The sequence below is a fragment of the Persephonella sp. genome (genome assembly GCF_027023985.1).
Taxonomy (GTDB): domain Bacteria; phylum Aquificota; class Aquificia; order Aquificales; family Hydrogenothermaceae; genus Persephonella_A.
The window spans coordinates 1-25,552 of the sequence record NZ_JALVTW010000029.1 but is presented as its reverse complement, the minus strand read 5'-3'; the positions used below and the strand labels follow the sequence as shown (position 1 = coordinate 25,552).

Here is a 25,552-nt window from a genome sequence, read left to right as displayed (position 1 = left end):
TTAAACAGAGGTTAGATTTTGAAAATCCTTCAGGTTGTTGATGGATATGGCTGGGGTGGAACAAAGGAACAGGTTTATTTGACCACAAGGGAGCTAAAAAAAGCAGGTGTAGATGTTCATATTGCCCTATCTTTTCAATACAAAGAGATGGTTGATAAACTCCAACTTTATAATGTTCCTATCCATTATTTTGAAAATCACGTAAAAAATGCCAGATACAAATGGGAAAACTACAAAAGATTAATCAAAATTATAGATGAAAACAGATTTGATATTGTTATAGGAAACTCTCCCCATGCTTTTGATTACGTAAGAATAGCTAAACTTTTTCTAAAAACAAAACCTAAAATAATAAATGTAAAGCGTTCAGGCAGACTTCCCTCTGCACTTTCAAAATACCTGAAATACTCTGCAGCAGACAAAATTGTTGTTGTTTCAAAAAATGTGGAAAAGTATCTAAGGGAAAATAATTTCCTTCCTGAAAAACTGATAACTATAGAAAGCGGAATAGACCTTGATAGATTTAAACCTGAACCAGAAAAAAAATTAGAACTAAGAAAATCTCTTGGACTGCCGGTAAACAAAAAAATATTCATAAACGTTGCAAACTGGAACCCTGAGGTTAAAGGACAGGATAAACTGATAGAAACATTTTTAAAAGCAGATATAAAAGATGCAGTTCTGGTCTTAGTAGGCAAAAATACAGACAAACATGCATCAGGAATTTCTGACAGGGTTATCGGACTTGGATTTAGAACAGATGTGCCTCAGCTTTTAAATGCAGCAGATTATTTTGTTTTGTCTTCATACCTTGAAGGTATAGCAGGGGCATTGCTGCAAGCTATGGCAACAGGGAAAGTAGTTTTATCAACCCTTGCAGGTGGTATAGATGAGTATCTGATAGACGGATATAATGGATTTTCTGTTCCTGTAGGAAATTTTGAAGCACTTGGGAAGAAAATGAAAGAGATGGTAAATCTTCCTGAAAAAAAATACAAAGAAATATCTGAAAATGCTATAAAAACAGCGCAAAACTACTCAATCCAAAATACCGCTCAAAAATACATAAAACTATTTGAGGAAATGCTCAATGAAAAATAATGTATTTATTATTTTCTACCACAAAATAATTCCTAGATGGGGACATACAAAGGCCGTTTCCACATTTAGATGGGAGATGTCTATCCTGAAAGAGCATTTTAATGTAATAACCCTTGAAGATGTTTATGAGTACTTAACCACAGACAAATGGCCTGATAAACCTTCAGTTGTAATATCCTTTGATGATGGTTATCTGGATAACTATGTTTATGCCTATCCTGTTTTAAAACAACTTGGCCTAAAAGCAACTATTTTCCCAATAAGTTCCAGAATAATAAAAGAGGATATAAAAAGGCCTACCCTTGAGGATTACTGGCAGGGAAAAGTTTCAAAGTCCCAGCTTCATAAACCAAAAACAATGGCAGAAGCTAACTATGAATTTTTATCAACAGGAAGGTCAGAAGATTTCCTGTCAATAACCGAACTAAATGCGATAAAGGATGTTTTTGATATATACGGACATGCCAAAGTTCATGCAAAGGTTTTTTATTCAGAAGAAATAATAGATTTTTATGACGGTAAAAACGGGCACTGGAGTAATATATACGCCTATGGATACTCAACAGATTTTTCACAACTGGATGAGCCCAAAATCGGATATCCCCTTTTTCCTGACAGGAATAATCTGGCAGTTAGAAGAGGCTATTTAAAAAAAGAAGTAAAAGAGTTCATTAACTCCCTTGGGAATTGTTTTTTCAATAGGAAAAACTGGAAAGAGGAACTAAAAGAGGAGTTATATACAAATTTTCGTTCATTTCTTGATTTTGAAACAGAAGAAGAAAGAAAAGAAAGGGTCAAAAAAGAGCTTACAGAGGCAAAACAAGAGCTGGAAGAAATGATAGGGGAAAAAGTTAGATTTTTCTCCTATCCATTTGGTCATTATGACGAAACACTGATGGAAATTGCATCTGAGATATACGATGCTTCATTTACAACAGAAAAGGATATTATCAGAAAAGGGCAAAACTTACAGAAGCTACCCCGTATAGAAATAGCAAAAGATTTCCCAGCATTCCTGTCCAAAATAATAAAATTCTCCTTTAAATAAGCTATAATTGAGAAAAAAAGAAAAGGAGTGCAACTTGGAAAGTCCGGTAAAACCTCTTGATACATCCCTTTCTTATGAACTTTTCGGAATAAAATTCAAAAATCCTGTCTGGACTGCGTCAGGATGTTTTTCCTATGGACTGGAAGTTGCAGAAAATCTCTACGATATAAGCAAATTAGGTGCTGTCGTTGTCAAAGGGCTTTCATATAGACCCCGTGAAGGAAATCCACCCCAGCGTATAGTGGAAACTCCCTGTGGAATGCTTAACTCTATAGGACTTCAAAATCCGGGAGTTAAATATTTTGCAGAAAATATACTTCCTAAACTCAAAGAATACGATACTGTTATCATTGCAAATGTATTTGGTGAGGATGAGGAAGAATACCTGAAAGTTGCAGAATTTTTAGATAAAACAGATGGAGTTCATGCATTAGAGCTTAATGTTTCCTGTCCTAATGTTAAAAAAGGCGGAATAGCTTTTGGTTCAGACCCAGAAACCCTTTACTCCCTTGTCCAAAAACTAAAAAATACTACATCTAAACCTTTAATGGTAAAACTCAGCCCCAATATTACAGACATAACAGAAACGGCACAGGCCTGTATTGAGGCAAAAGCGGATGGTCTTGTTTTGATTAACACACTGCTTGGAATGGCAATAGATGTTGAAAAAGAGGAACCTATCATAGCAATGAAAACAGGAGGCCTATCTGGTCCCGCTATACTACCGATTGCAGTTAGAATGATTTATCAGGTTTATGAAAAATTTGGGGCTTCTGTCCCTATAATAGGAGTAGGTGGAATAACCACTGCACAGGATGCCCTCCAGCATATACTTGCAGGTGCTGTTGCTGTTCAGATAGGAACAGCCAACTTTTATGATCCTTATGCACCTTTAAAAGTTATAGATGGCCTTCAGCAGCATCTTAATAAAAAGGGATACTCCCATATCCTTGAGTTAACAGGAAAAGCACATAAATTAAAAATTGAATAAATAAAACGGAGGGCATGAGAGATGGAACCAATTAAACAGTGGGACATTGAGCTTGAACTTGTAAAAACAAAAACAGGAGCACTTCTTTACAAAATTAACGTAGCAGACAATCATTTTTTCCTTGAGCAAAATCCACTAAAGGACAGCAAATATGGTGTGGCTTACAGAAAGCTTAAAGAAAAATATCCGGAATTCTATATGTTCTGGGAAATCAAAAACAACAGATATACAGGCAGACTTTTAACAGGAACATTCCTAGAAAAAGAAGATATAGACCGTTTCATAACAGATGTTCTCCAGAGCGAAGAATATAAGCAGTTTGAAGATGTAAAAGAAGAAATAGAAAAACAATAGGAGGTGTTAATGACAGCAGTATTCCCCGAGTTTACCGTAAATGATGAAAACTTAGACCAGCAGAAAGAACTTGTTTTAAATCAAATAAAACAGAATAAGGAAAAACTGCAACAACTTTTTAAAATAGAAAACAAAACATACCAGAACTTTGTAAAACCATACCAGCTTATGCATATAAAACTGGGAATTTTATTCTCCCCTATTTCCCATCTAAACTATGTTAAAAACTCTCCTAAAACACAGGAAGTTTACACAGCACTCCTTCCTATAATAACCGAATACTACACAGAACTGGGACAGAATGAGGAGCTTTATAAAGCTTTCAAAGAAATATATGAGAAAGAAAAGAACACTCTTAATCAGGAACAAAGGAAAGTTCTTGAAGATGCTATAAAAGATTTTGAACTATCCGGTGTTAACCTTGAAGGTGAAAAAAGAGAAAAAGTTAAACAGATAAACATAAAACTATCCCAGCTGCAAAACCAGTTTGCCCAAAATCTTCTCAATGCCACAGATAGCTATGAGATGATTATTGAAAACTACGAAGATGTGAAAGAACTACCTGAAACAGAGCTTAAAGCGGCACAGCAGGTAAGAGATGGCAAAACAGTTTACAGATTTACTCTCCATCAGCCATCTTATATAGCATATATGACCTACGGTTCAAACAGGGAAAAAAGGGAAGAACTATACAAAGCTTATGTAACAAGAGCACCGGAAAATGACAAAATTCTGGAAGAAATACTTGCCTTAAGATACGAAAAAGCAAAACTCCTCGGATTTAATAACTATGCAGAGCTTTCCCTTGCCACAAAAATGGCACAATCTCCATCTCAGGTTTTAGATTTTCTCTATGACCTTGCCAGAAAAAGTAAACCTCAGGCTGAAAAAGAGTATGAAGAATTAAATAACTATGCTAAAAAGCTCGGCCTTAAAGACAACCTTCAGGCTTATGATTTCTCATACTATGCAGAAAAACTTAAAAAAGAAAAATACAATGTAAATGATGAGGAATACAAACCCTATTTTGAGAAAAACCGTGTAATCAAAGGACTTTTTGATTTCCTTAACAAACTATTCAAACTGGAATTTGAGGAAGTGAACGTTCCAGTATGGCATCCATCTGTAAATGTTTTTCATATCTACAGAAATAATGAACTGATAGGCAGACTTTATCTTGACCTTGAGGCAAGAGAAGGGAAAAGAGATGGAGCATGGATGGATGAGTGGGTGGCACACCACGAAGATGAAGAAGGAAATATCATAAAACCTGTTGCATTTATTGTTGCTAACTTCTCTCCTGCTACCGAAGATACACCATCCCTTCTAAGACCTTATGATGTGGAAACACTCTTCCACGAAATGGGGCATGCACTTCACCATCTTGTAAGTAAAGTTAGAGAGCCATTTGTAAGTGGAATAGCAGGTGTTGAATGGGATGCTGTGGAATTTCCATCCCAGTTCCTTGAACAATTTGCCTATGAACCATCTGTCCTGAAAACATTTGCATTCCATTACAAAACAGGGGAACCAATATCGGAGGATATGATAGACAGACTAAAAAATGCTAAAAACTTCCTGTCTGCAATGGCAATGGTTCGTCAGCTTGAGTTTGCTATATTTGATATGCTTATTCATATGGACAGATACACTGCAAAAGATGTTCAAGAGATACTTAACAAAGTTAGAGAAGAAGTAGCAGTAATAAAACCACCAGAATATAACAAATTCCAATGGAGTTTTAGCCATATCTTTGCTGGAGGATATGCAGCCGGTTATTACAGCTACAAATGGGCAGAAGTTTTATCTGCAGATGCTTACTTTATGTTTGTGGACAACGGTATATACAATGATGATGTTGCAGAAAGTTTTTATGAAGAAATCCTAACTAAAGGTGGTAGCAGACCTGCAATGGAACTGTTTAAACAGTTTGCAGGTAGAGAACCTGATGTTGATGCACTACTGAAACTAAGCGGAATAAAATACAACTAAGGAGGTAGAAATGGTAGTAGTATTTACAAAATTCCCAATTAATCCAGAATATAGGGAACAGTTTAAGGAATATGCCCTTGAAAGATTTGGAGAAAAAGGATTGACAGAGCAGGAAGGATTTATAAAGATGAACCTTCTTGAGCCTGTAAACTTTCCTCCAAATAATCAAAATAACACATTTATTATTGCAACTTATTGGGAAAGCATGGAAGCATTGAAAAAATACACAGAAAGCGAGGCATTCAGGAAAGCCCATGAAAACCCTCCGCCAAGGGAATGGTTTGCAGGGCACCCTGTTATAGAGGTTTATAACACAATAAAAGAAGTCTAAAGGTGAAACCATGAACTATATAGAGGCTACTTATCTGCTTACTTCTAAAGAGAAAATCCAGCCTCAACAGGAAGTAAATAAAATTATTGATTTTCTTTCCCTTTCAAGAACACCTCTCCCTGTAAAGCTGGGAGAGGTTGAGGATTTTTATGATACAGACCTAAAAGTCTATAAAGTTTTATTCAAAGTCCAATTTCCTGTTTCTCTGTTTAGACATGATTTATACTCGGTTCTATCCCTTACCTATGGGGAGATGATTTTACCTTATCGTATAAAGCTGATTGATATAGATTTTCCTCCTGCATTCCTTGACCATTTTAAAGGTGCAAATTATGGGATAAAAGGGCTGCAGGATTATATAGAGGTCCATCACAGGCCCCTTTTAATTTCTACAATTCGTCCAGCTATTGGACTTAAAAAAGAAGAAATAGGACAGATATTTGAAAGCCTTATTGATGGCGGGATGGATATAGTCAGAGAAGATGAGTTATTTTTCAATGAAGGATTTGCACCATTTGAAAGCAGGATTGAGTATATCTCACAGCTAAAAGCCAAATTACAGGAAAAACATTCAAGAAAAATTATTTATGCTCCGTTTCTGTCTGGAAATTTGGAAGAAATTGAAAATAAGATAAAATTTGCTGCCAAAAACCATATTAGAATATTTGTTTTAAATCTTTTCCCTCTTGGATTTGAAACAGTTAGATATTTATCAGAAAAATATGAAGCCGGATTTATTCTTAATCTGTCATATCCGTCTTTCTTCTTTGAAAATGATGATTTTGGAATACAACCTGACCTGCTTTTTGGGAAATTAACAAGACTGGCTGGGGGAGATATGGTTTTAATTCCTTCTCCTTATAGATACAAAAATATTCCTCATTTCAAATCAGTTAAAGTAGCAGAAAGTCTCAGGGAAGATTTTGAAAATATAAAGTCTGTTTATTCTGTATTATATGGAGACATCTATCCACAAGACCTATATAAAATATTTGAAGATTTTGGAAATCTTGTTGCAATTGATATAGGAAACAAATACCAGAAGCACAAAGCCGGAATTACAGCAGGTGCGAAAGCATACTTTGATGCTTTAAATTGCACAGTGAATGGTGTTTCCTTTGAAGAGTGTAAATCTTTAAGTAAAGAACTTGAAGAGTTTTAGCAAGATGTCAGCTGTTTTCTTTTCTGATTTTGATGGAACAATTACCGAAAGGGATGTTATTGATGCTATTATGGCTGAGTTTGCACCCCCAGAATACAAAAAAATTCAGGATGACCTTTATTTAGGAAAAATAGATATTGATATCGGAATTCGTCAAATGTTCCAGCTTATACCTTCCAATAAAAAAGATGAAATAGTCAAATGGGTGAAAGAAAATATAAAACTAAGGGAAGGTTTTACTGAATTTCTGGAATTTTTAAATCAAAAAAATATTCCTTTTGTTGTTCTCAGCGGAGGTGTTGATTTATATATTTATCCATTACTTGAAAAATACCTTGACAAGATAAGCCAGATATACTGTAACCGTATAACACTTCAAAAAGAAAAAATGGACGTTATATTTATATATAGATGTGGCGATAAATGTAGAAAAAACTGTGGTATATGCAAACCATACATAATAAAAAATTATTATGGGGGATATAACCTTAAAATATATGCAGGAGATGGTATTACAGACCTTGACGCCTGTATGCATAGTGATATAATTTTTTCAACAGGACAGCTAAAACAGATGTTAGAAGAAGAGGTAATGGAGGGTAAGAGGGTTTTCAAATTCGATAAATTCTCCGAAATAATAAAAAATCCTATATTCAGCGGAGAGGGGTTCCAGCAGGAAAAAACTGTGAAAAATTTGTGAAATAGTGTAAAATAACTTTTCAAATATTTTAGGAGGTAATCTCATGGGAGAAAACACGGCCGTCAAATGGATCCTGTTCTTCTTCTTCCCGGCATTGTTCATTTACGGCCTGTTGCATGTTTATTCATCCAAACCGGCACAGGCTAAAAGAACAAAAGATTTAACTGCGCAGGAAGAGGCAGGAAGAAAGGTCTTCAACAAGTTCTGTGTTGGATGTCACGGCGTTAATGGGGATGGTAACTCTCAGGCTGCAAAATTCTTCAAAGACAAACCACCTAACTTCCACACTGCAGTTTTCAGATGGAAATCCACACCTGAAGGATGTTTACCTACAGATGAAGACTTACTCCACATTCTGAACTGGGGACTTCCACAAACTCCAATGCCATCATTTAAGCTTGTTCCAGAAGTTCAGAAGAGAGCTGTAATTGCTTACATCAAATCTTTCGCAAGGGACAAATGGGAAAAAGGACAACCAGACCCAGAAAAATGTCAATCAGTTTACAAAACAATCAAAAGACCTGCAGACTTTGGTTCTCCTGAACTTATTCAAAGAGGAAAAGAACTTTATGCTCAAAACTGCACAGCATGTCACGGTGAACAGGGTAAAGGTGATGGTCCTGTAGCAGCAACATTGCCAGTCCCTCCAACAGACCTGACTTACCCAGTTAGAGCAGAAGGTCCAAATCCAGAAGATACATTCAGAGTTCTCACAGTTGGTCTTGAAGGTTCTCCAATGCCATCATTTGGACACCTTTCTGAAAGAGATAGATGGGCACTCGTATCTTACATTGCTTATCTAATGAACAAAGGTAAATAAGGAGGGTAAAAAATGGCAGCTAATAATAATCAAGAACTCCAAAACCTTGTCAACTATGGGCTTGTTAAAGCTCATGTGGCAATGGGGTTAATTTTCTTCATTATCGTTGGTTTAATGGGTTTCTTATATTCTCTTCAACTTGATGGAGTATATCCATTTCCAGGAATAGAATTCCTTTCTCCTGGAAGAATTAGAATGATACACACAGCTGGTGCTGCGTATGGATTCCTTGTTAACATGTTTACAGGACTCCTTTATTGGGCAGTTCCAAGATTTACCGGATATAGAGTTTTAAGTGATGCTCTTGGATGGTTTATGTTTATTGCACTTCAAGCAGCTGTTCTTATAACTGTTGTAGCTATCCTTTTCCTTGGAATGGCTGATAACGTTGAATGGGGTGAAACTCCTTGGTGGCTAGATCCAATAATTGTATTCTGGCTCTTACTTGCATTAATGCAATTTGGTGCTCCACTTTATAAAGCATCACAAAGAGGCCCTCTCTATGTTTCTGGATGGTATATTGCTGCTATGCTTGTATGGACACCACTTGTTGTGTTCATGGGTAACTTTATTCCAAGATTCTGGGCTGTAGGTTCCGGAGCAGGTGCTGTTCAATCAACATTCATCCACGACCTTGTTGGACTTTACGTTACACCGGTTGCTTGGGGATTAATGTATTACTTCGTTCCAGTTATTATGAAAAAGCCAATGTGGTCTCACGGATTATCTCTCCTTGGATTCTGGGGACTTGCATTCTTCTATCCTATGAATGGAGTTCACCACTTCCTGTGGTCACCAATACCAATGTTTGCACAATACTCTGCAGTATTTGCAACAGTTGCAGTTGAGTTCGCTGTTACATCTGTTCTGATTAACTTCATGATGACACTTAGAGGTTCTGCAGAACAGCTTAAATACAATGTTCCATTAAGATATATGTATACAGGTGCTATCTTCTACTGGATTACTTGTTTCCAATGTGCATTCCACGTAACACTTACATTCCAAAAAGTAATCCACTTTACTGACTGGGTAACAGGACACGCTCACTTAATTATGTTTGGAACATTTGGTCTGTGGGTTCTTGGAATGGCTGAGTATGTATGGCCAAGACTATTCGGAAAAGAAACAATGTATTCAAAAGGACTTTCTGAAGGTGCTTACTGGCTCCTTATGATTGGAGTTCTGGCAATGTTCTTTGACCTTACAGCTGGTGGTCTAGTTCAAGGATTTGATTGGATTGGACTTAACCCATGGATTGACTCTGTAAACTTCTCTAAGCCATTCTGGTATTTCAGATCTATAGCTGGAATTATGATGCTCACAGGACTATTCATGTATGCTCTGAACTTCTACAAAACTGCTACAGCTAAAGCTGGTCTCACAGCAGAGCTCAGAGAAGTATAAGGAGGTAAAGTGTAATGGGTAAGATGGAACGTTTTTCATTTGTAGCGTTAGTAGCAGGAATTATATTCTTCCTGTTTGCTGACTTTATATCTTGGGCTCTGCCTATGTTTGTTCTCAAGGATATTCCTAAGAAATCTGTTGAGGACCTGGCAGCTGAAGCTATAGCTAAAAACACAACAGTATGGTCTGATTTTAATAAACTTGCGAGATATTATCCTGAAACTTTTAAAAAGCTTTGCCAATACACAGAATCTTTCAGCGGAGCAAATGAAGTAATCAAAGATTGTAAGCCTAACGGTAAAACACTTGCTAAAGCTCTCAGAATTGGACACAGATGGTATGTTGCTGAAGGATGCTGGAACTGTCACTCTCAAATGATAAGACCTGTATCAAACGAAACTCTTAGATTTGGTATTCCAGGCGTATCTAACACAGTATCTTATCCATCTGAATACAACAACGAACTTCAAGCTCCTGTTCTCTGGGGAACAAAAAGAATTGGACCTGACCTGATTAGAGAAGCTGCTGTTCACAACGTAGGATGGCAGGTTGCTCACCTTTATAATCCACAAAGCACATCTCCAGGTAGTAACATGCCTGGATACACATGGTATTTTGAAAAGGATAAAAACGGAAAAATTGTTCCAAACGTAAGAGGTTTTGCTCTTCTCACTTATGTAATGTGGCTTGGAAGCTGGGAAGTAAAACCTCCTAAAGGATTTAGAATTGAAACTGCTGCAAAATAATGGGGCATGCGCCCCATTATTCTCCATTATGGAGAAAATGGAGGTAAAAAGATGAGAATAAGCCAAAAAACCGTAGCACTTTTGATACTGTTTATATTTCTGTTTGTAGTAGGAACTATTATAGCCGTAAGAACAGTTGCATACCTTGAAGCAGGTATGTCAGGTTCTGAGCTTAAGGGCTTCCTTGTAGAAGTTATCTCCTACATTGTTGCTCTTACAGGATGGTTAGCTCTTTTCATTTACTCTTATATGAAAGGGGACTTCAAGGATATAGAGGGGCCAAAATACGAAATTTTAGATTTAGAAGAAGAGATAGTAAAAGCAGAAAAAGAAGGAGGTAAGTACTGATGGCTTCACATTTAGAAAATACAAAAGCGGTAGATAAGATTACATATATGACAGATGCTGTTCCTACATGGTGGATGCTTTTCTGGATTGGATATATTCTCTTTACAGTTGCTTATATCGTTTTTGATTGGATACCTGATTTCCTTGGATGGCTTGATGTTGTAGGAAAAGGACCAGAAGCTGCAGACCACTATATTTGGCTTAGAGAGTTAATGAGACAGTAAATAAGCTAAAATTTTGGCATTTATCTAAATAAAAAAGGGGCTTCTAAAGCCCCTTTTTTTATTCCTTCTTTTAAATCTCTTTTTTCAGCTTAAATTCTTCTTTATATCTTAGTTAATCTTCCAATTAGTCTTTGCATAAACGTAAGTATGTTTTTACTTACTCTAAAAAAAGCAATAGTGCTATAAAAATTTAAAATTTAATAAAATAGTTGACAAATTAATATGTAAGATTTATATTAATAATCACCTCCCCCCTCCCTCCCCCAAAATTCTGAGGCTCTGCAATGGAGCCTCCTTTTTTATTTTATGTGGTATCATTTTTTTAAAAAAACGAGGAAAGCTATGATTCCTATAAAAGATAATATTCCAACCCGAACTTTCCCAATAATTACACTTTTACTTATTATCCTTAATACAGGAATTTATCTTTATGAAGCTACTTTACCACCTCAAAAGTTTGAGTTATTTATTCATCAATATGGATTACTTCCAATTGACCTAATTCATTTTAGATTTGATAAGATTTTTACCTCTATGTTTTTACATGGAAGTTTTGCACATCTATTTGGGAATATGCTCTTTTTATGGATTTTCGGTAATAATGTTGAAGACGCCCTCGGAAAATTTAAATTTATTGTTTTTTATCTTTTATCTGGTGTTGGTGCAGCTTTAACTCAATCTATAGTTAGCTTGTCTGCTGGTAGTTATTTTATTCCAATGATAGGTGCTTCCGGTGCTATAAGTGGAGTTCTCGCTGCATATATAAAACTTTATCCTGAAGCTAAAGTTTTAACTGTAATTCCTCCTTTTATATTTTTTGTCTTTGTTTTACCTGCCTGGTTTTTTATAGGATACTGGTTTTTTATTCAGGTTTTATTTGCAATGATAGTTCCTCCAAATGTGGGAGGTGTGGCATGGTATGCTCATATAGGAGGTTTTATCACCGGTTGGTTTTTACTTGATATTATGTATAGACCTTCCAAAGCAAAGATTGTGCATTACTCTACTTTACGATAGCAGGTTTACTTTTGTTTCCTGCTCTATCAACGGCTATTATTTTAACAATATTTCCTTTTTTATAACCTTTTAATATAAATGAGTAAGTGTATACAGGCTTTGGAGTAATTTGTTTTTCATTAATGAAAATAAGATAACCTGTTACATCTTTGGATGGGCTATCAGACCATATTAAATAATATGTATTTTTTCTTTTTATTATTCTTGGATTTTGTGGAGGTAGAGGAGGGAATATGTCTTTATAAGTTACACATTTAATATCTGATGGAGCACTTTCTACACCTGATTGGTTTTCTATGGTGAGATAATAGCAGTATTTACGGTTATTGGTTACATTACTATCAAGATATTCTGTTTTGTTTTTTACAACTAAATAAGGTTTAGGATAATAAATAGGTTTTGGTATTTTGTATATATCAATAGTTGATGGGTTTTCCCAACTTATTTTTATTCCTTGCTGTGTTATATCTAATTTATATTTGGGAGGTTCTTTGGGATAATTGAACGTGGGAATATAACAAAAATATTTAGAAAATTTACTCTCTTGTTTTACTGTTATCACCTTAAATCTAAAGCAGTATTCATTTTCTCTTAAAAATCTATATCTGAACCAATATAAACTGCCATGTTTGCTTATTTTTTTAATAATTCTATGGTCAAAGGAATATATCTCAAATCTGAAACCTTCTTTCATAGGTCTTCCGTCTGCATATTTGGGAATATAATTCCAGTAGACTATTAGCTGTTGGTCTTGCTGCTTTATAGATGCATTTCTAATGGTTTCTGGTGCGTCTGTAAATGGTGGATAGGGTCCCCCTTTCACACCACAGCCTGCGATGAAAGCAACTGATAGAAGACTAAATATCTTTCTCAATTAGAAATTCCCTCAAACTAAGGAGTTTTTTTATCATATCTGGGAAATCCTTTAGGGGCACCTGGTTTGGACCATCTGATAATGCTTTGTCAGGGTCAGGATGTGTTTCAAAAAACAATCCATCAACCCCAACAGAAATTGCCGCTTTTACCAGTGGATAAACAAACTCCCTCTGTCCCCCTGAAGCTGTTCCCTGACCACCGGGAAGCTGAACACTATGTGTAGCATCAAATATAACAGGTGCAAATTGTCTCATGATTGGCAAGCTTCTATAATCAACCACAAGATTGTTATACCCGAATGAGACTCCTCTTTCTGTAAGATAAAACTTTTTTGCTCCGCCAAATCTCAGCTTTTCAGCAATATTTTTTGTATCCCATGGGGCTAAAAATTGTCCTTTTTTAACATTTATTTCTTTACCTGTTTTAGCTGCAGCAAGCAACAAGTCTGTTTGCCTGCATAGAAATGCAGGTATTTGCAGTATATCAACGACTTCAGCAACTATATCTGCCTGATTACTTTCATGGATATCTGTTAAAACCGGAAGTCCAAACTCTTTTTTTACACTTTCCAGAACCTTAAGACCATACTCCATCCCTTTTCCACGGAAAGAATGGATACTTGAACGATTTGCTTTATCAAATGAGGATTTAAAAACAAATCTAATATCAGAATATTCTTCCTGAAGGTTTTTTAAAACCTCTGCAACCTGGAAACATATATCCTGATTTTCTATAACACAGGGACCAGCTATAACAGTAAATTTTTCCATTTTTTTCACCGATTGAAATTTATATTAGAATTATTATATTACGAAACCAATATGGAGAAGAGTGTGAACATAACAGAGTTTTTTCTTAAACTGGCCTTAATCGGTGAAGCACCTGTCCTGTATCTTTTAATCTTAATGAGTATTATCGGTGTTGCTGTGGTGATTGAAAGGCTAATTGTGATTCCAAAAATAGAGAAAAATATGATGGATTATGACCCAATTACCCTTAAACTTTCCCTTGAAAAAAGACTGGGAATTCTTGCCACATTTGGGAATAATGCTCCATTTATAGGCCTATTTGGAACAGTTCTTGGAATTATCCAGGCTTTCCATGACCTTGGACGTGCATCTGAATTTGGTGTAAGAGTTGTGATGGCCGGTATATCAGAAGCTCTTGTAGCTACTGCTTTAGGATTATTTGTTGCTATTCCTTCTGTTATTGCTTACAACTATTTTGTAAGAAGGGTAAAGAAAATACTGCTTATTTATGAATATAAAAAAAATTTAAATCTTGAATTGGAGGAATAATGAAACTTATAGATGATGAAGACAAAGAAATATCCCAAATAAATATGACTCCCTTTGTAGATATCATACTGGTTGTTTTAATTATTTTTTTGGCAACAGCCACATTTATAGTTGAAGGTAAAATACCCCTTAATCTACCCCAGGCAAAAACTTCAGAAGCGAAGGAAGTAACAGAGAAAAAAATCATAATAACCATAAAAAAAGACGGAACAATTTTTATAGACAAAAAACCTGTAAAGTTATCTGAACTAAAACAAGAATTATCAAATTTTATAAAAGGTAAAAAACCTGTTATTGTTCTCAGGGCTGACCGTGATACACCTTTCCAGAAGGTTGTATCTGTTATAGACACTTGTCGTGATTTAGGCCTTGAAAAATATAGTATAGAAACCTCAAAACTAAATTGAAAAAAATCAGTGATACAAAAATTTTATTAATAGGACTCGGTTTATCTATTATTCTTCACGGTATTGTATTTCTTGTTCTTGCAAATATAAAATCTCCGGAAAAACCAGAAAAGAAAGAAAAGATTGTTTACATAAACATTTTGAAGCCTGAAAAGAAAAAAAATGCTGTTCCAAAACCGAAAAAGAAAATCCCGATAGGACAGCATAAGAAAAAAGTAATTAACCCAGCACCTAAACCGAAACCTAAGCCACCGAAACCAAAGCCTAAGCCTGTGAAACCTAAACCTAAAAAACCAAAACCTATAAAACATAAGCCTAAACCGATAAAACCCAAACCCCGTCCAAAACCTGTAAAGAAACCCAAAACCAAACCAAAACCACAGCCTAAACCTGTAGAAAAACCTCAACCACAGCCTCAACCTCCAAAAAAAGAAATAATTCAGCCTGTAGAACAGCAACCTAAAACTGAAACAAAAGACACAACAGAACAAAACAAAAATGTTTCCCAGAATCAAAACTTTAATCTTTCTTCTCTAAAAGGAAAAGAGCTTATATATCAACATGGAGAAGAAGAGAAAAAAGAAAAGAAAAAAACAGATGAGAATATACAAGCATACATAAGAGCCCTTGAAGAATATCTTAATGAGCTGGCAAGAAGGAAAGATTTGTATCCACCAATGGCAAAACGATTAAGAATAGAAGGTTCTCTGATTGTCAGATTTACAATAAAGGCAGACGGTTCAGTTGATGAAAATTCAATAAAAATAGTAGAAAGCAGTAACTACAGTGTTCTTGATAAAGGAGCAGTTAAAATAATTAAAAAATATGTCCCCCTATTTGCAAAAAAATATGGGAAAAAACCACCAAAAGGTGATTTAACCGTGGAATTACCTGTAACATTTGAAATAATAGGATGGTGAAAATGAAAAAAGTTCAGATTTTTACAGATGGTTCATCCCTTGGAAATCCTGGCCCCGGTGGATGGTGTGCTCTCCTTAGATATAATGAACATGAAAAAATCCTGAAAGGTGGTAAAGCAGAAACAACCAACAATGAGATGGAAATAAAAGCCGTTTTAGAAGGTCTAAAAGCCCTGAAAGAACCCTGTGAGGTTGATTTATATTCCGATTCCCAATATGTAGTTAAAGCTATATCAGAATGGATTTATAACTGGCAGAAAAATAACTGGAGAAACGCTTCCAAAAAAGAAATTGCCCATAGAGAAATGTGGGAGGAGATTTATAACTTATTACAAAAACATAAGGTTAATCCAATCTGGATTAAAGCGCACGCAGGACATACAGAAAACGAGCTCTGCGATAAAATAGCAAAAAAAGAAGCACAAAAATTCTCAGAGTGAGTTATACTTATATAATTAATATTGATACATTATTAATTGGGGGAGATTATGGAAATCTTAATTGAATCAGACAGGTTCAATGTCTGGGATGAAGAAACTACAGATGGCACACTTGGAAGAAGTGTTGCAAACTGGCTGATGGTAGGTTTATCCAGGAAGGGATTTTCACCAAAACTTGAAAAAAAAGAGTTCAGTTGGCAGCTGACTATTCCTAAAGAGGATATGGAGCTTTATATTAAAATCTATAGTATATGGAAGGATGCCCAGGATATAGGAGAAAGTATGCTTGCCTGGAGAATTCTCACAGGATATAAACTTATAAACAAAAGCACGATTCTATCCCTATTCAAACGTCCAAAACCAGAAAGGGAACTTCATAAATTAAACTGGGCTATCAAAGAATTTATATCTTCAGAACCAAGAATAAAAATTCTCAACATGAAAGAAGACCTGATTGAATACTGAGTGTTGCTTTATTTAAAAAATGATTTATGTTAAATTCCTGTTAAATCCATTTAACAGGATAGCAAATGGCAAAGAAGAGAACTATTTACGTATGTAATGAGTGTGGTGCAACTTTTCCTACATGGTCAGGAAGATGTTCAGTATGTGGTAGCTGGAATAGCCTTGTTGAAGAAAAAAAGAGTTCTAATAAATCATTTAGACCTGAAAGGAAAGAATATTCAAGGCCAGTTCCTATTACAAAAGCAAAAATAGAAGAAAAATATGAAAGGATTTCAACAGGGATAAGAACCCTAGATGAAGCATTAGGAGGAGGAATTGTTAAAGGACAGGTTATTCTCATATCAGGGGAACCGGGAATAGGAAAATCAACCCTCTTACTCCAAATATCCTCTAGTATGGCAGATAATTCAAAAGTTCTTTATGCTACAGGGGAAGAATCAGCCCATCAGGTTTATCTGCGGGGAGAAAGAATTCAGGCATTAAAAGAAAATCTTATCATCCTATCTGAAAATATCCTTGAAAATATACTTGATGCCATAGAAAGCGAAAAACCGGACTTTGTTATTGTGGATTCAGTTCAAACAATATATTCCACACAGCTGGAGTCAATAGCAGGTTCTGTTTCACAGGTAAGAGAGGTTAGCAGAAGACTTACAGAAATTGCTAAACAAAAAGGTATTCCTGTTGTCCTTGTAGGACAGGTAACCAAAGAAGGAAATATAGCCGGTCCTAAAGTCTTAGAACATATAGTTGATACAGTTGCACAATTTGAAGGGGAAAGAGGTCATGCTTATAGAGTTCTGAAAATCATAAAAAACAGATTTGGAGCTGCAGGAGAGCTATCTGTATTTTCAATGGAAGAAAAAGGTCTCAAAGAAGTTGCAGACCCATCCTCATTTTTCCTTGCCGAAAGACCTCAGGGTAAACCAGGCAGCGTTATATTTCCATTTACAGAAGGTTCAAAACCTGTTTTAGTTGAAATCCAGGCACTTGTATCAAAAACAGTTTATGCTGTTCCACAAAGAAAAACACAGGGATTTGATATAAATAGACTATCAATAATAACGGCAATTCTTGAAAAAGAGCTTGGAATATTTCTTAAAGACAGGGATATATTTGTAAATATTGTAGGAGGAATAGATATAAGAGAACCTGCAGCAGATTTACCTGTAGCCCTTGCTATAATATCATCCCTGAGGAATACACCTGTTCCGGAAAATCTTGTGGCTTTTGGAGAATTGGGTTTGACCGGAGAGGTAAGGTCTGTTTATTACACAGAGCACAGGATTAAAGAGGCAGAAAAATTTGGTTTCACAAAAATAGTTGTCCCTGCAAATATAGATATGAATAATAAAAATCTGATAAAAGTAAAAAATATACAGCAGGCTGTTGAGGCATTAAAATGAATGAACAACTAAAAAAACATCTTAAAATCCTGCAGGAACTTGGATACGAATATATATACACGGAGAAAGGGATGAAAAATAGTATTGAAGAGAAAATAAAAGAGCTTGAAAAAATAAATAAAGAGATTCAGGAATGTAAAAAATGCGACCTTTATCAAAGCAGAACGCAGGCAGTTTTAGGAGAAGGAAATCCAGAAGCCGAGCTTATGTTCATAGGCGAAGCTCCTGGAGGAGACGAAGATAAGCAGGGAAGACCTTTTGTTGGAAGAGCAGGAAAACTTTTAACAAAACTGATAGAAGCTACAGGTCATAAACGGGAGGAATTTTACATAACAAATATCTGTAAATGCAGACCACCAGGCAACAGAACTCCGACACCCTGGGAGATGGAAGCATGTTTTCCATATCTTGAAAGACAACTTCAGATAATTAATCCAAAGGTTTTATGTCTTTTGGGAGCTACAGCAGCACGGGCATTTCTTGGAAGGCAGGTTGCTATAACCAAAGAAAGAGGTTCAGTAATAAATTGGAATGGAAAACTCCTTTATTTGACATATCACCCTGCCTATGTCCTGAGAAATCCAAATGCTGAGATAACACTATTTGAGGACATTAAAAAGGCAATTGAACTTGCCTATACAGATTGAAATTTCCTCTGGCTTACACTATTATTAAAATTAAATTGGTATAAAAATTGTATAAGGAGTTATCTGTGGGGAGACTTGCTTTAGCCCTTGATGTTCCTGAATCACAGGAAGCCCTGAAAATATTAGAAGATATAGAGGGCTACAACATAATAATAAAAATAGGATATCAGTTATTTATAAAAGAAGGGAAAAGCCTTGTCCAAAAAATAAAGGATATGGGCTTTGAAGTCTTTTTAGACTTGAAATTACACGACATTCCAAACACAGTTTTTAATGGTGTAAAATCTGCAATCTCTTTAAATGTTGATTATCTGACAATCCATACCCTCGGTGGAGAAGAAATGTTAAAGGCTGCCGTTGAGGCAAGGGGAGATTCAAACCTAAAACTTCTTGGGGTAACTATTCTTACCAGTCATTCAGAAGAATATATAAACTACATAGGCTCAAAATATTCACTTGAAGAACTTGCATTAAAACTTGCTAAAATAGCAGTTAATACCGGTATAGATGGTATCGTTTCATCTCCATTTGAGGTTAAAAAATTAAAAAAAGAAATAGGAAATTTTATAGCTGTAACCCCGGGAATAAGACTGACATCTGTCAAAACAGATGACCAAACAAGGATAGCAACTCCTGAATTTGCAGTGTCCCAGGGAGCAGATATACTGGTCGTTGGCAGACCTATATTAAAAGCAGAAAATAGCAAAAAAGCCATAGAAGAAATAATAAACAGAATGAACAATGCTTAAAACAACTATTCAGGTAAAACTTCAAAATAAGTTAGTCTTAACCATAAGTCTGAAGCAACAGCTTGCTTTGCTGGTCTTACCAAAATTAGAGCTTCAAGAAACAATTAGACATGAGCTTGAGGAAAATCCTTTCCTTGAGGAAATTAATACATTAGAACCTGAATATGAACCTATAAGAGATTTATCAAAATATTATGACGAAGATGAAGAAAAAAGGCTTTCTAACAAACTTGTCCATAAACCAGACCTACTTGAACTCCTTGAATTTCAGATTGAGCTTGAATTTGAAGGGGAAAAGAAAGAAATAGCAAAAGAAATAGCAGGAAACCTTAATGAAAAAGGATTTTTAGATATTTCTCTTGAAGAAATTGCCAACAAACTAAATGTTCCTGTTGCTTTAGTAGAAGCAACAAGACAGAAATTTATGAGACTTGAGCCTACAGGTATAGGTGCTTTTGATATAAAAGAAAGTCTGTGGGTTCAGTATTCTGAGATATTCGGAAATGACCAGTTGGCAAAGGAGATTATTTACCAGAATTTTGAGGAGATACCATATCCGGAAAAACTGAAACAAAAATATCCTGAAGAGCAAGTAGATTACATACTTTCAAACATAAAAACATTAAAACCTTATCCTACTTACCCATTTTCTGATGAAGTAACAACATATATTGAACCTGACATATATGTATATGATAACGGGGATAGTTTTGAGATTCATATAAATGAAAAAGGACTTCCTAAACTAAAACTTACCACCGAATACAGAAAACTCATATCAGATAAGAATTTGCCTGAAGAAACCAGAAAATTCCTTGATGAAAAATTACAAAAAGCAATAGGAATAATAAAAGGTATAGAACAGCGGAGAGAAAATCTTAAAAAAATTGCAGAATTCCTTATAAACTATCAGGCAGATTTTGTAAGAAAAGGTAAAGAATATTTGAAGCCTCTTATTTTGAAAGATGTTGCAAATGAAGTAGGCCTTCATGAATCTACAGTAAGCAGAATAATCTCAGGTAAATATGCTCAATTGCCTTCCGGAGTTGTTCCATTAAAAGCATTCTTCTCAACAAAACTTTCTTCTTCCAGTGGCGATGTCTCTGCAGAAAAAGTAAAATATATGATTGCCGAGTTAATAGAAAAAGAAGACAAGAAAAAACCCCTCAGTGACCAAAAAATAGCGAATATTTTAAAAAGTCAGGGAATAAATGTTGCAAGACGAACAGTAACAAAATATAGAGAACAGTTAAATATACCAGATTCAAGAACAAGGAGGATAGGAAGATGAAAGTAGAACATGTTGGAAAAGGTATTGATGTTACAGACTTTATTAAAAGTTACACAGAACACAAACTTGAAAGACTTAAACCCTACATTAAAGACATTGATGTCGCTGAGGATTCAGTTAATGTAAGGGTTACTTATACTTTTGAAAAGCACAGGCACAGAAACAGAGTTGATATAGACATATATTTTAATACTCCCGGTGGTGGTGTAATTCACGCTTGGGAAGAAAGTAATGACCTTTATTCAGCTATAGATTTTGTTATAGACGAGGTTGAAAGACAACTTGTCCGACTCAAAAGCAGAAGAAAAGAAGAAGCAAGAAGACTGGCAAGGGCAGAAAAATTAAAAATGCAAATGCCACAGGAAGAAAGTATAGAAAGACCTTTAATAGTTCAGGAACCAATGCCACTTGAAAAACCATTAACTGTTGAAGATGCCATGATGGTTCTTGAGGAAACCGGAGCCTTTTTCCTACCATTCAGAAATGCAGAAACAGGAGAGATTAATGTTATTTATAGAAAAAAAGCAGGAAACTACGGAGTTATAGTTCCTGGAACATAATTGACAAAAAGTCCTTAATATGTAATAATTTTTGACTTGTTAGACAATACTTAAGAAGAAAGAGGAGGATAATGAAAACATATCACGTTCGCAAAGAGGATGTTAAAAGAGATTGGTATGTAATTGATGCTACAGGTAAAAACTTAGGAAGACTTGCAACACTTATTGCAAATGTTTTAAGAGGTAAACATAAACCTTACTTCCAGCCTGATGTTGATGTTGGAGATTTTGTTATAGTTCTTAATGCGGATAAAATTCAGGTTACAGGTAAAAAACTTACAGACAAACTTTATCAATACCACACCCACAGACCAGGTGGTCTTAGAGTAAGAACTCTACAATGGATGCTTGAACACAAACCAGAAGAGGTTATTAGACTGGCTGTAGAAAGAATGCTTCCTAAAAACAAACTCCAAAAAAGATATATGAAAAGATTAAAAGTTTATACAGGAAATGAGCATAAGCATCACGCTCAAAATCCAAAAAATCTTGAAGAGCTTACAGCTCTCTGGAAAAACTTTTAAAGGACGGAGGTATAAACCTTGGCTGAGATAGTAAAAATAGACCCAAAAGTTGCCAAATACGGAACAGGAAGAAGGAAAGAAGCAGTTGCAAGGGTTTGGATTTTCCCAGGTGAAGGGAAACTATATGTAAAAAGTTCTTCGGGAAAAGAATGGGAAGGAAAAGAATACTTTGAAAGAGATATCCTTATAGAAAAAATAAATAGACCTTTTGTTGTTACAGAAACACTTGGAAAGTTTGATGTTTATGCAACAGTAAAAGGTAGCGGAAAGCCTGCACAGGCTGAAGCTATAATGTATGGTATTGCAAAGGCACTTTTAGAATACAACCCGGAATTCAGACCATCCCTTAAATCTGCAGGTCTTCTTACAAGGGATGCAAGAATCAAAGAAAGAAAGAAATACGCTCAGATGGGTGCAAGGGCAAAATACAGATGGTCCAAACGTTAATATACTCTTTTACGGGGGATATACTCCCCCTTCTTATTTGACATTTTCTTTTCTGCCGAATACTTTTAATATAAAACTCCGGAGTTTTAATTTATGAAAATTGCTATTGTTGGTGCTTCAGGATACACAGGAGTAGAACTCCTTAGAGTCTTGCAACTTTATCCGGATATAGAAATAAATCAAATTATTTCCCGTCAATATACTGGCAAAAAACTCAAGGAAATATTCCCCCACTTTTCATCATCAAAACTAAAAGACCTTATATTTTCTGAAGAAACAGATATTGAAGCCTCTGATTTTTATTTCTTGTGTCTTCCCCATGAACCATCTGTGGAACTGGTAAAAAAACTTTTAGAAAAGAATAAAAAAGTAGTAGATTTATCTGCTGCATACAGAATAAAAAATCCTGCAGCTTATCCTGAATACTATGAATTTGAGCATAAATACCCTGATATTCTCCTTAAAGCTGCCTATGGTTTACCTGAAATATACAGGGAACAGATAAGACAAGCAGATATTGTTGCAAATCCTGGTTGTTATCCTACAGCAACGTTACTTGCTTTATATCCTGCAGTAAAAGAAAAAGTAATCGCAGAAAACAATGTTGTGGTTAATGCTCTTTCCGGTATATCAGGTGCAGGTAGAGGCCTTAAACAACAATTTCATTACCCTGAAGCTTTTGGAAACGCTTATGCATATTCCCCAATAAAACACAGACACATACCGGAGATGGAAGATGTTTTGAAAAATATTTATGGAGACTCTATAACTGTCCGATTTACTCCGCATATTCTTCCTGTATCAAGAGGAATGACATCAACTGTTATTTACAAAACAAATCTTTCCAAACAGCAACTTGTGGAACTATATAGACTTGAGTATAGATATGAGCCCTTCATAAGATTTTGTGATACTCCTCCACAGATAAAAAATGTTATTGGTTCTAACTACTGCGATATCTATGTTGATAAAGATGAAAAAACCGGACAGGCAGTTGTAATAACTGCGATTGATAATCTAGGAAAAGGTGCTTCAACACAGGCAGTTCAAAATTTTAATCTCATGACTGGCAGAGATGAAGAATATATTTTGAAAAATCTGTCTGATACATCTATACTCTTTCCATAAACCACAGCTTTAAAGGTGAAAATTGATTACAAAAAAGCGGGCAAAGGAAATAATACAAAAATTTCCTGAAAAATCCATTCTGATAGTTGGAGACCTGATTTTAGATAAGTATGTATGGGGTGAGGTTGAAAGGATTTCTCCGGAAGCTCCTGTTCCTGTAGTTGAAGTAAAAAAGGAAACCTATAACCCCGGTGGTGCATCAAATGTGGCATGGAATATATCTACACTGGGAGCCTCCTCTTATATATCAGGTGTTATTGGGGAAGATGAAAATGGAAAACTCCTTGAAAAGCTTCTTTTAGAAAAAAATATAAAGCCTGTTAACATTATTGATAAAAACAGACCAACCACAGAAAAAACCAGAATAATAGCTGTAAGTCAGCAACTACTCAGAATAGACAGAGAAAGTAAAGATAAACTTCCAGAAAATATATCATCTAAACTTATAGAAAAAATCAGCCAGATAATAAAGCAAATAGACGCCGTTATTGTCTCAGATTACGGAAAAGGTGTAATAACAAAGGAAATTATGGATTACCTAAAACAAACCGGGAAACCGGTATTTGTTGACCCTAAGCCTTCAAATTTTCATCTGTATAAAAATATTACCACAATGACACCTAACAGAAATGAGGCTTACCAGTGTGTAAAAGCTGAAAAGGATATTCCTGTTGAAGAAGTGGGAAAACAAATCCTAAAAGAACTTGATATAAAAGACCTTCTTATAACCCTTGGTGCAGAGGGAATGGCTTTATTTACAGAAGATAAAGTTATAAAAATCCCCGCCAAAGCCAGAAAAGTTTTTGATGTTACAGGTGCTGGAGATACTGTTATTGCAGTTCTTGCACTGGCAAAGGTCAGCGGTGCCACATGGGAAGAGGCAGCATCACTGGCCAATTATGCTGCAAGTTATGTAGTTGGTGAGATTGGAACGGCAGCTGTTCCACCTGAAACTCTTCTTGAATTAATACCTGACTAAAAGTTATTATATTTGTAGCAAAAAAACTAACGGGGTGTTTGATGCTTATAAAATTCTTTATAAAACCAAGAAAAGGAGTTTTAGACCCACAGGGAAGAGCAGTTGCAGAAAATCTCAGAAGTCTTGGTTTTTCTGATGTAAAGGATGTTAAGGTGGGAAAATATATAGAGGTTTATGTCCAGCATTCTGATAAAGAGAAAGCTATAGAAGAAGCAAAAGAAATGGCGAAAAAAGCCCTTGTAAATGAAATTATAGAAGATTATGAATTTGAAGTAGTGGAGGACTGAGGTTGAAATTTGGTGTTGCTGTTTATCCCGGTTCAAATTGTGATTACGATACATACAGGGTTATCAGAGATGTCCTTAAGGAAGAGGTTGATTTTATAGATTACAGACAGACTGATATACAAGGATATGACTGTATAATCCTTCCCGGTGGTTTTTCATTTGGAGATTACCTCAGACCTGGAACACTGGCAGCACATACGCCTTTAACAGCAGCAGTTAAAGAGTTTGCTGACAAAGGTGGACTGGTTATAGGTATCTGTAATGGTTTTCAAATCTTAACAGAGGCACATCTACTTCCGGGAGCTTTAATGCCAAATATACACGGAAAATTTGTATGTAAACCCCAGTATCTCAGGGTTGAAAACAGCAACACCCCATTTACAAACCAGTGTGAAGATGGACAGGTATTAAAAATACCTATAGCCCATCACGACGGAAATTATTTTGTTGAAGAAGACACACTGAAAAAAATGGAAGATAATGACCAGATTATCCTCAGATATTGTGATGAATTTGGAAATATAACAGAGGACGCAAACCCAAACGGCTCACTTTCAAATATAGCCGGTATATGCAATGAAAACAAAAATGTTTTCGGACTTATGCCCCACCCTGAAAGAGCTTCAGAAAGTATTTTAGGCAGTGAAGACGGACTTTATATACTTAAATCAATTCTTTCAGCTTAAAAATATGGATAATTAGTTTATTTTTATTTTAATCTGAAAATCGCATATACCAATATGATACTCATAAAAAGAACAAGTATAAAAAATACAATATCCATGAAAATTAGATTACTTATTGAAACCAATAAACTAAATATGAAATAAATAGAAATTATTCCAAGAATAACCCCATTTAAGATATCAATAAAATCTATATGACTT

Annotated in this window: 32 protein-coding genes; 30 read left to right on the top strand and 2 right to left on the bottom strand. The window is 35.3% G+C overall.

The genetic code is table 11. The annotated features are described in order from the left end of the window. Positions 1-18: 18 nt before the first annotated feature. From MVE07_RS06890 to MVE07_RS06825, 14 genes are all read left to right on the top strand, one after another. The gene (locus MVE07_RS06890) at positions 19-1,101 is read left to right on the top strand and encodes a glycosyltransferase (protein ID WP_297455686.1); all 1,083 of its coding nucleotides are present in this window, start codon (positions 19-21) and stop codon (positions 1,099-1,101) included. Then, the gene (locus tag MVE07_RS06885; protein WP_297455684.1) at positions 1,091-2,149 is read left to right on the top strand and encodes a polysaccharide deacetylase family protein; all 1,059 of its coding nucleotides are present in this window, start codon (positions 1,091-1,093) and stop codon (positions 2,147-2,149) included. Before MVE07_RS06890 ends, MVE07_RS06885 begins: the two co-directional genes overlap by 11 nt. A 34-nt stretch (positions 2,150-2,183) precedes the next feature. Beyond that, the gene (locus MVE07_RS06880) at positions 2,184-3,140 is read left to right on the top strand and encodes a dihydroorotate dehydrogenase (protein WP_297455682.1); all 957 of its coding nucleotides are present in this window, start codon (positions 2,184-2,186) and stop codon (positions 3,138-3,140) included. 21 nt (positions 3,141-3,161) lie between these two features. Beyond that, positions 3,162-3,494 carry a hypothetical protein gene (locus MVE07_RS06875; protein WP_297455680.1) on the top strand — a complete coding sequence of 111 codons (333 nt, stop codon included), beginning with the start codon at positions 3,162-3,164 and terminating at the stop codon, positions 3,492-3,494. Positions 3,495-3,503: 9 nt separating this feature from the next. Continuing rightward, positions 3,504-5,486, top strand: coding sequence for a M3 family metallopeptidase (locus tag MVE07_RS06870; protein ID WP_297455678.1), 1,983 nt, complete (start codon positions 3,504-3,506; stop codon positions 5,484-5,486). Positions 5,487-5,496: 10 nt separating this feature from the next. Beyond that, the gene (locus MVE07_RS06865) at positions 5,497-5,817 is read left to right on the top strand and encodes an antibiotic biosynthesis monooxygenase (protein WP_029522736.1); all 321 of its coding nucleotides are present in this window, start codon (positions 5,497-5,499) and stop codon (positions 5,815-5,817) included. 10 nt (positions 5,818-5,827) lie between these two features. Further along, entirely contained in the window at positions 5,828-6,979 is a 1,152-nt protein-coding gene (locus tag MVE07_RS06860; RefSeq protein WP_297455675.1) for a RuBisCO large subunit C-terminal-like domain-containing protein, read from the top strand. Between the two features lie 4 nt (positions 6,980-6,983). After that, a complete protein-coding gene (locus MVE07_RS06855; RefSeq protein ID WP_297455673.1) occupies positions 6,984-7,679 on the top strand; it encodes an MtnX-like HAD-IB family phosphatase in 696 nt (231 codons plus the stop codon). 43 nt (positions 7,680-7,722) lie between these two features. Next, a complete protein-coding gene (locus MVE07_RS06850) occupies positions 7,723-8,499 on the top strand; it encodes a c-type cytochrome (protein WP_297455671.1) in 777 nt (258 codons plus the stop codon). Between the two features lie 12 nt (positions 8,500-8,511). Beyond that, positions 8,512-9,906, top strand: coding sequence for a cbb3-type cytochrome c oxidase subunit I (locus MVE07_RS06845; protein WP_297455669.1), 1,395 nt, complete (start codon positions 8,512-8,514; stop codon positions 9,904-9,906). A gap of 14 nt (positions 9,907-9,920) precedes the next feature. After that, positions 9,921-10,652: a cbb3-type cytochrome c oxidase subunit II gene (locus MVE07_RS06840; protein WP_297455667.1), complete on the top strand. Its 732-nt coding sequence runs from the start codon at positions 9,921-9,923 to the stop codon at positions 10,650-10,652. 51 nt (positions 10,653-10,703) lie between these two features. Then, positions 10,704-11,000: a hypothetical protein gene (locus tag MVE07_RS06835; protein ID WP_297455665.1), complete on the top strand. Its 297-nt coding sequence runs from the start codon at positions 10,704-10,706 to the stop codon at positions 10,998-11,000. After that, on the top strand, positions 11,000-11,224 hold the full coding sequence (locus MVE07_RS06830) for a cytochrome C oxidase subunit III (protein WP_297455662.1): 225 nt from the start codon (positions 11,000-11,002) through the stop codon (positions 11,222-11,224). The genes MVE07_RS06835 and MVE07_RS06830 overlap by 1 nt, the downstream gene beginning before the upstream one ends. 342 nt (positions 11,225-11,566) lie before the next feature. Then, on the top strand, positions 11,567-12,241 hold the full coding sequence (locus MVE07_RS06825) for a rhomboid family intramembrane serine protease (protein WP_297455660.1): 675 nt from the start codon (positions 11,567-11,569) through the stop codon (positions 12,239-12,241). Here MVE07_RS06825 and MVE07_RS06820 read toward each other — a convergent pair. Together MVE07_RS06820 and kdsA are read right to left on the bottom strand one after the other, a co-directional pair. Then, positions 12,228-13,115, bottom strand: coding sequence for a lipoprotein (locus MVE07_RS06820; protein ID WP_297455658.1), 888 nt, complete (start codon positions 13,113-13,115; stop codon positions 12,228-12,230). The genes MVE07_RS06825 and MVE07_RS06820 overlap by 14 nt on opposite strands. Next, entirely contained in the window at positions 13,099-13,887 is a 789-nt protein-coding gene (gene kdsA / locus MVE07_RS06815) for a 3-deoxy-8-phosphooctulonate synthase (RefSeq protein ID WP_297455656.1), read from the bottom strand. The genes MVE07_RS06820 and kdsA overlap by 17 nt, the downstream gene beginning before the upstream one ends. A 51-nt stretch (positions 13,888-13,938) precedes the next feature. Here kdsA and MVE07_RS06810 point away from each other — a divergent pair, with 51 nt between their 5' ends. From MVE07_RS06810 to purQ, 16 genes are all read left to right on the top strand, one after another. Next, positions 13,939-14,415 (top strand): MotA/TolQ/ExbB proton channel family protein, encoded by a 477-nt coding sequence (locus MVE07_RS06810; RefSeq protein ID WP_297455654.1) that lies wholly within the window; start codon positions 13,939-13,941, stop codon positions 14,413-14,415. Then, positions 14,415-14,822 carry a biopolymer transporter ExbD gene (locus MVE07_RS06805; RefSeq protein WP_297455652.1) on the top strand — a complete coding sequence of 136 codons (408 nt, stop codon included), beginning with the start codon at positions 14,415-14,417 and terminating at the stop codon, positions 14,820-14,822. Before MVE07_RS06810 ends, MVE07_RS06805 begins: the two co-directional genes overlap by 1 nt. After that, positions 14,819-15,742 (top strand): energy transducer TonB, encoded by a 924-nt coding sequence (locus MVE07_RS06800; protein ID WP_297455650.1) that lies wholly within the window; start codon positions 14,819-14,821, stop codon positions 15,740-15,742. The genes MVE07_RS06805 and MVE07_RS06800 overlap by 4 nt, the downstream gene beginning before the upstream one ends. Before the next feature lie 2 nt (positions 15,743-15,744). Further along, complete coding sequence (gene rnhA / locus MVE07_RS06795; RefSeq protein WP_297455648.1) at positions 15,745-16,182, top strand: ribonuclease HI; 438 nt, start codon at positions 15,745-15,747, stop codon at positions 16,180-16,182. Between the two features lie 48 nt (positions 16,183-16,230). Next, on the top strand, positions 16,231-16,647 hold the full coding sequence (locus tag MVE07_RS06790) for a hypothetical protein (protein WP_297455646.1): 417 nt from the start codon (positions 16,231-16,233) through the stop codon (positions 16,645-16,647). Between the two features lie 65 nt (positions 16,648-16,712). Beyond that, positions 16,713-18,053, top strand: coding sequence for a DNA repair protein RadA (gene radA / locus MVE07_RS06785; protein ID WP_297455645.1), 1,341 nt, complete (start codon positions 16,713-16,715; stop codon positions 18,051-18,053). Next, positions 18,050-18,700: a uracil-DNA glycosylase gene (locus MVE07_RS06780; protein ID WP_297455643.1), complete on the top strand. Its 651-nt coding sequence runs from the start codon at positions 18,050-18,052 to the stop codon at positions 18,698-18,700. Before radA ends, MVE07_RS06780 begins: the two co-directional genes overlap by 4 nt. 65 nt (positions 18,701-18,765) lie before the next feature. After that, the gene (pyrF, locus tag MVE07_RS06775; RefSeq protein WP_297455641.1) at positions 18,766-19,449 is read left to right on the top strand and encodes an orotidine-5'-phosphate decarboxylase; all 684 of its coding nucleotides are present in this window, start codon (positions 18,766-18,768) and stop codon (positions 19,447-19,449) included. Continuing rightward, a complete protein-coding gene (gene rpoN / locus MVE07_RS06770; protein ID WP_297455639.1) occupies positions 19,442-20,740 on the top strand; it encodes an RNA polymerase factor sigma-54 in 1,299 nt (432 codons plus the stop codon). The genes pyrF and rpoN overlap by 8 nt, the downstream gene beginning before the upstream one ends. Continuing rightward, the gene (gene raiA / locus MVE07_RS06765; RefSeq protein ID WP_297455637.1) at positions 20,737-21,300 is read left to right on the top strand and encodes a ribosome-associated translation inhibitor RaiA; all 564 of its coding nucleotides are present in this window, start codon (positions 20,737-20,739) and stop codon (positions 21,298-21,300) included. Before rpoN ends, raiA begins: the two co-directional genes overlap by 4 nt. Positions 21,301-21,371: 71 nt before the next feature. Continuing rightward, a complete protein-coding gene (rplM, locus tag MVE07_RS06760; RefSeq protein WP_029522716.1) occupies positions 21,372-21,824 on the top strand; it encodes a 50S ribosomal protein L13 in 453 nt (150 codons plus the stop codon). An 18-nt stretch (positions 21,825-21,842) separates the two neighbouring features. Continuing rightward, the gene (rpsI, locus tag MVE07_RS06755; RefSeq protein WP_029522715.1) at positions 21,843-22,271 is read left to right on the top strand and encodes a 30S ribosomal protein S9; all 429 of its coding nucleotides are present in this window, start codon (positions 21,843-21,845) and stop codon (positions 22,269-22,271) included. A 93-nt stretch (positions 22,272-22,364) separates the two neighbouring features. Then, entirely contained in the window at positions 22,365-23,399 is a 1,035-nt protein-coding gene (argC, locus tag MVE07_RS06750) for an N-acetyl-gamma-glutamyl-phosphate reductase (RefSeq protein WP_297455635.1), read from the top strand. A 22-nt stretch (positions 23,400-23,421) separates the two neighbouring features. After that, a complete protein-coding gene (rfaE1, locus tag MVE07_RS06745; protein ID WP_297455633.1) occupies positions 23,422-24,378 on the top strand; it encodes a D-glycero-beta-D-manno-heptose-7-phosphate kinase in 957 nt (318 codons plus the stop codon). Between the two features lie 41 nt (positions 24,379-24,419). After that, entirely contained in the window at positions 24,420-24,665 is a 246-nt protein-coding gene (gene purS, locus MVE07_RS06740; protein ID WP_029522712.1) for a phosphoribosylformylglycinamidine synthase subunit PurS, read from the top strand. Positions 24,666-24,667: 2 nt separating this feature from the next. Then, on the top strand, positions 24,668-25,351 hold the full coding sequence (purQ, locus tag MVE07_RS06735) for a phosphoribosylformylglycinamidine synthase I (protein WP_297455630.1): 684 nt from the start codon (positions 24,668-24,670) through the stop codon (positions 25,349-25,351). Positions 25,352-25,552: the final 201 nt, after the last annotated feature.

Bases quoted from the DNA above. Each gene is read 5' to 3' on its own strand.
- MVE07_RS06885 (WP_297455684.1), top strand. From the start codon at position 1,091: ATGAAAAATAATGTATTTATTATTTTCTACCACAAAATAATTCCTAGA.
- MVE07_RS06875 (WP_297455680.1), top strand. From the start codon at position 3,162: ATGGAACCAATTAAACAGTGGGACATTGAGCTTGAACTTGTAAAAACA.
- MVE07_RS06870 (WP_297455678.1), top strand. From the start codon at position 3,504: ATGACAGCAGTATTCCCCGAGTTTACCGTAAATGATGAAAACTTAGAC.
- MVE07_RS06865 (WP_029522736.1), top strand. From the start codon at position 5,497: ATGGTAGTAGTATTTACAAAATTCCCAATTAATCCAGAATATAGGGAA.
- MVE07_RS06860 (WP_297455675.1), top strand. From the start codon at position 5,828: ATGAACTATATAGAGGCTACTTATCTGCTTACTTCTAAAGAGAAAATC.
- MVE07_RS06855 (WP_297455673.1), top strand. From the start codon at position 6,984: ATGTCAGCTGTTTTCTTTTCTGATTTTGATGGAACAATTACCGAAAGG.
- MVE07_RS06850 (WP_297455671.1), top strand. From the start codon at position 7,723: ATGGGAGAAAACACGGCCGTCAAATGGATCCTGTTCTTCTTCTTCCCG.
- MVE07_RS06845 (WP_297455669.1), top strand. From the start codon at position 8,512: ATGGCAGCTAATAATAATCAAGAACTCCAAAACCTTGTCAACTATGGG.
- MVE07_RS06840 (WP_297455667.1), top strand. From the start codon at position 9,921: ATGGGTAAGATGGAACGTTTTTCATTTGTAGCGTTAGTAGCAGGAATT.
- MVE07_RS06835 (WP_297455665.1), top strand. From the start codon at position 10,704: ATGAGAATAAGCCAAAAAACCGTAGCACTTTTGATACTGTTTATATTT.
- MVE07_RS06830 (WP_297455662.1), top strand. From the start codon at position 11,000: ATGGCTTCACATTTAGAAAATACAAAAGCGGTAGATAAGATTACATAT.
- MVE07_RS06825 (WP_297455660.1), top strand. From the start codon at position 11,567: ATGATTCCTATAAAAGATAATATTCCAACCCGAACTTTCCCAATAATT.
- kdsA (WP_297455656.1), bottom strand. From the start codon at position 13,887: ATGGAAAAATTTACTGTTATAGCTGGTCCCTGTGTTATAGAAAATCAG.
- MVE07_RS06810 (WP_297455654.1), top strand. From the start codon at position 13,939: ATGGAGAAGAGTGTGAACATAACAGAGTTTTTTCTTAAACTGGCCTTA.
- MVE07_RS06805 (WP_297455652.1), top strand. From the start codon at position 14,415: ATGAAACTTATAGATGATGAAGACAAAGAAATATCCCAAATAAATATG.
- rnhA (WP_297455648.1), top strand. From the start codon at position 15,745: ATGAAAAAAGTTCAGATTTTTACAGATGGTTCATCCCTTGGAAATCCT.
- MVE07_RS06790 (WP_297455646.1), top strand. From the start codon at position 16,231: ATGGAAATCTTAATTGAATCAGACAGGTTCAATGTCTGGGATGAAGAA.
- radA (WP_297455645.1), top strand. From the start codon at position 16,713: ATGGCAAAGAAGAGAACTATTTACGTATGTAATGAGTGTGGTGCAACT.
- MVE07_RS06780 (WP_297455643.1), top strand. From the start codon at position 18,050: ATGAATGAACAACTAAAAAAACATCTTAAAATCCTGCAGGAACTTGGA.
- rpoN (WP_297455639.1), top strand. From the start codon at position 19,442: ATGCTTAAAACAACTATTCAGGTAAAACTTCAAAATAAGTTAGTCTTA.
- raiA (WP_297455637.1), top strand. From the start codon at position 20,737: ATGAAAGTAGAACATGTTGGAAAAGGTATTGATGTTACAGACTTTATT.
- rplM (WP_029522716.1), top strand. From the start codon at position 21,372: ATGAAAACATATCACGTTCGCAAAGAGGATGTTAAAAGAGATTGGTAT.
- argC (WP_297455635.1), top strand. From the start codon at position 22,365: ATGAAAATTGCTATTGTTGGTGCTTCAGGATACACAGGAGTAGAACTC.
- purS (WP_029522712.1), top strand. From the start codon at position 24,420: ATGCTTATAAAATTCTTTATAAAACCAAGAAAAGGAGTTTTAGACCCA.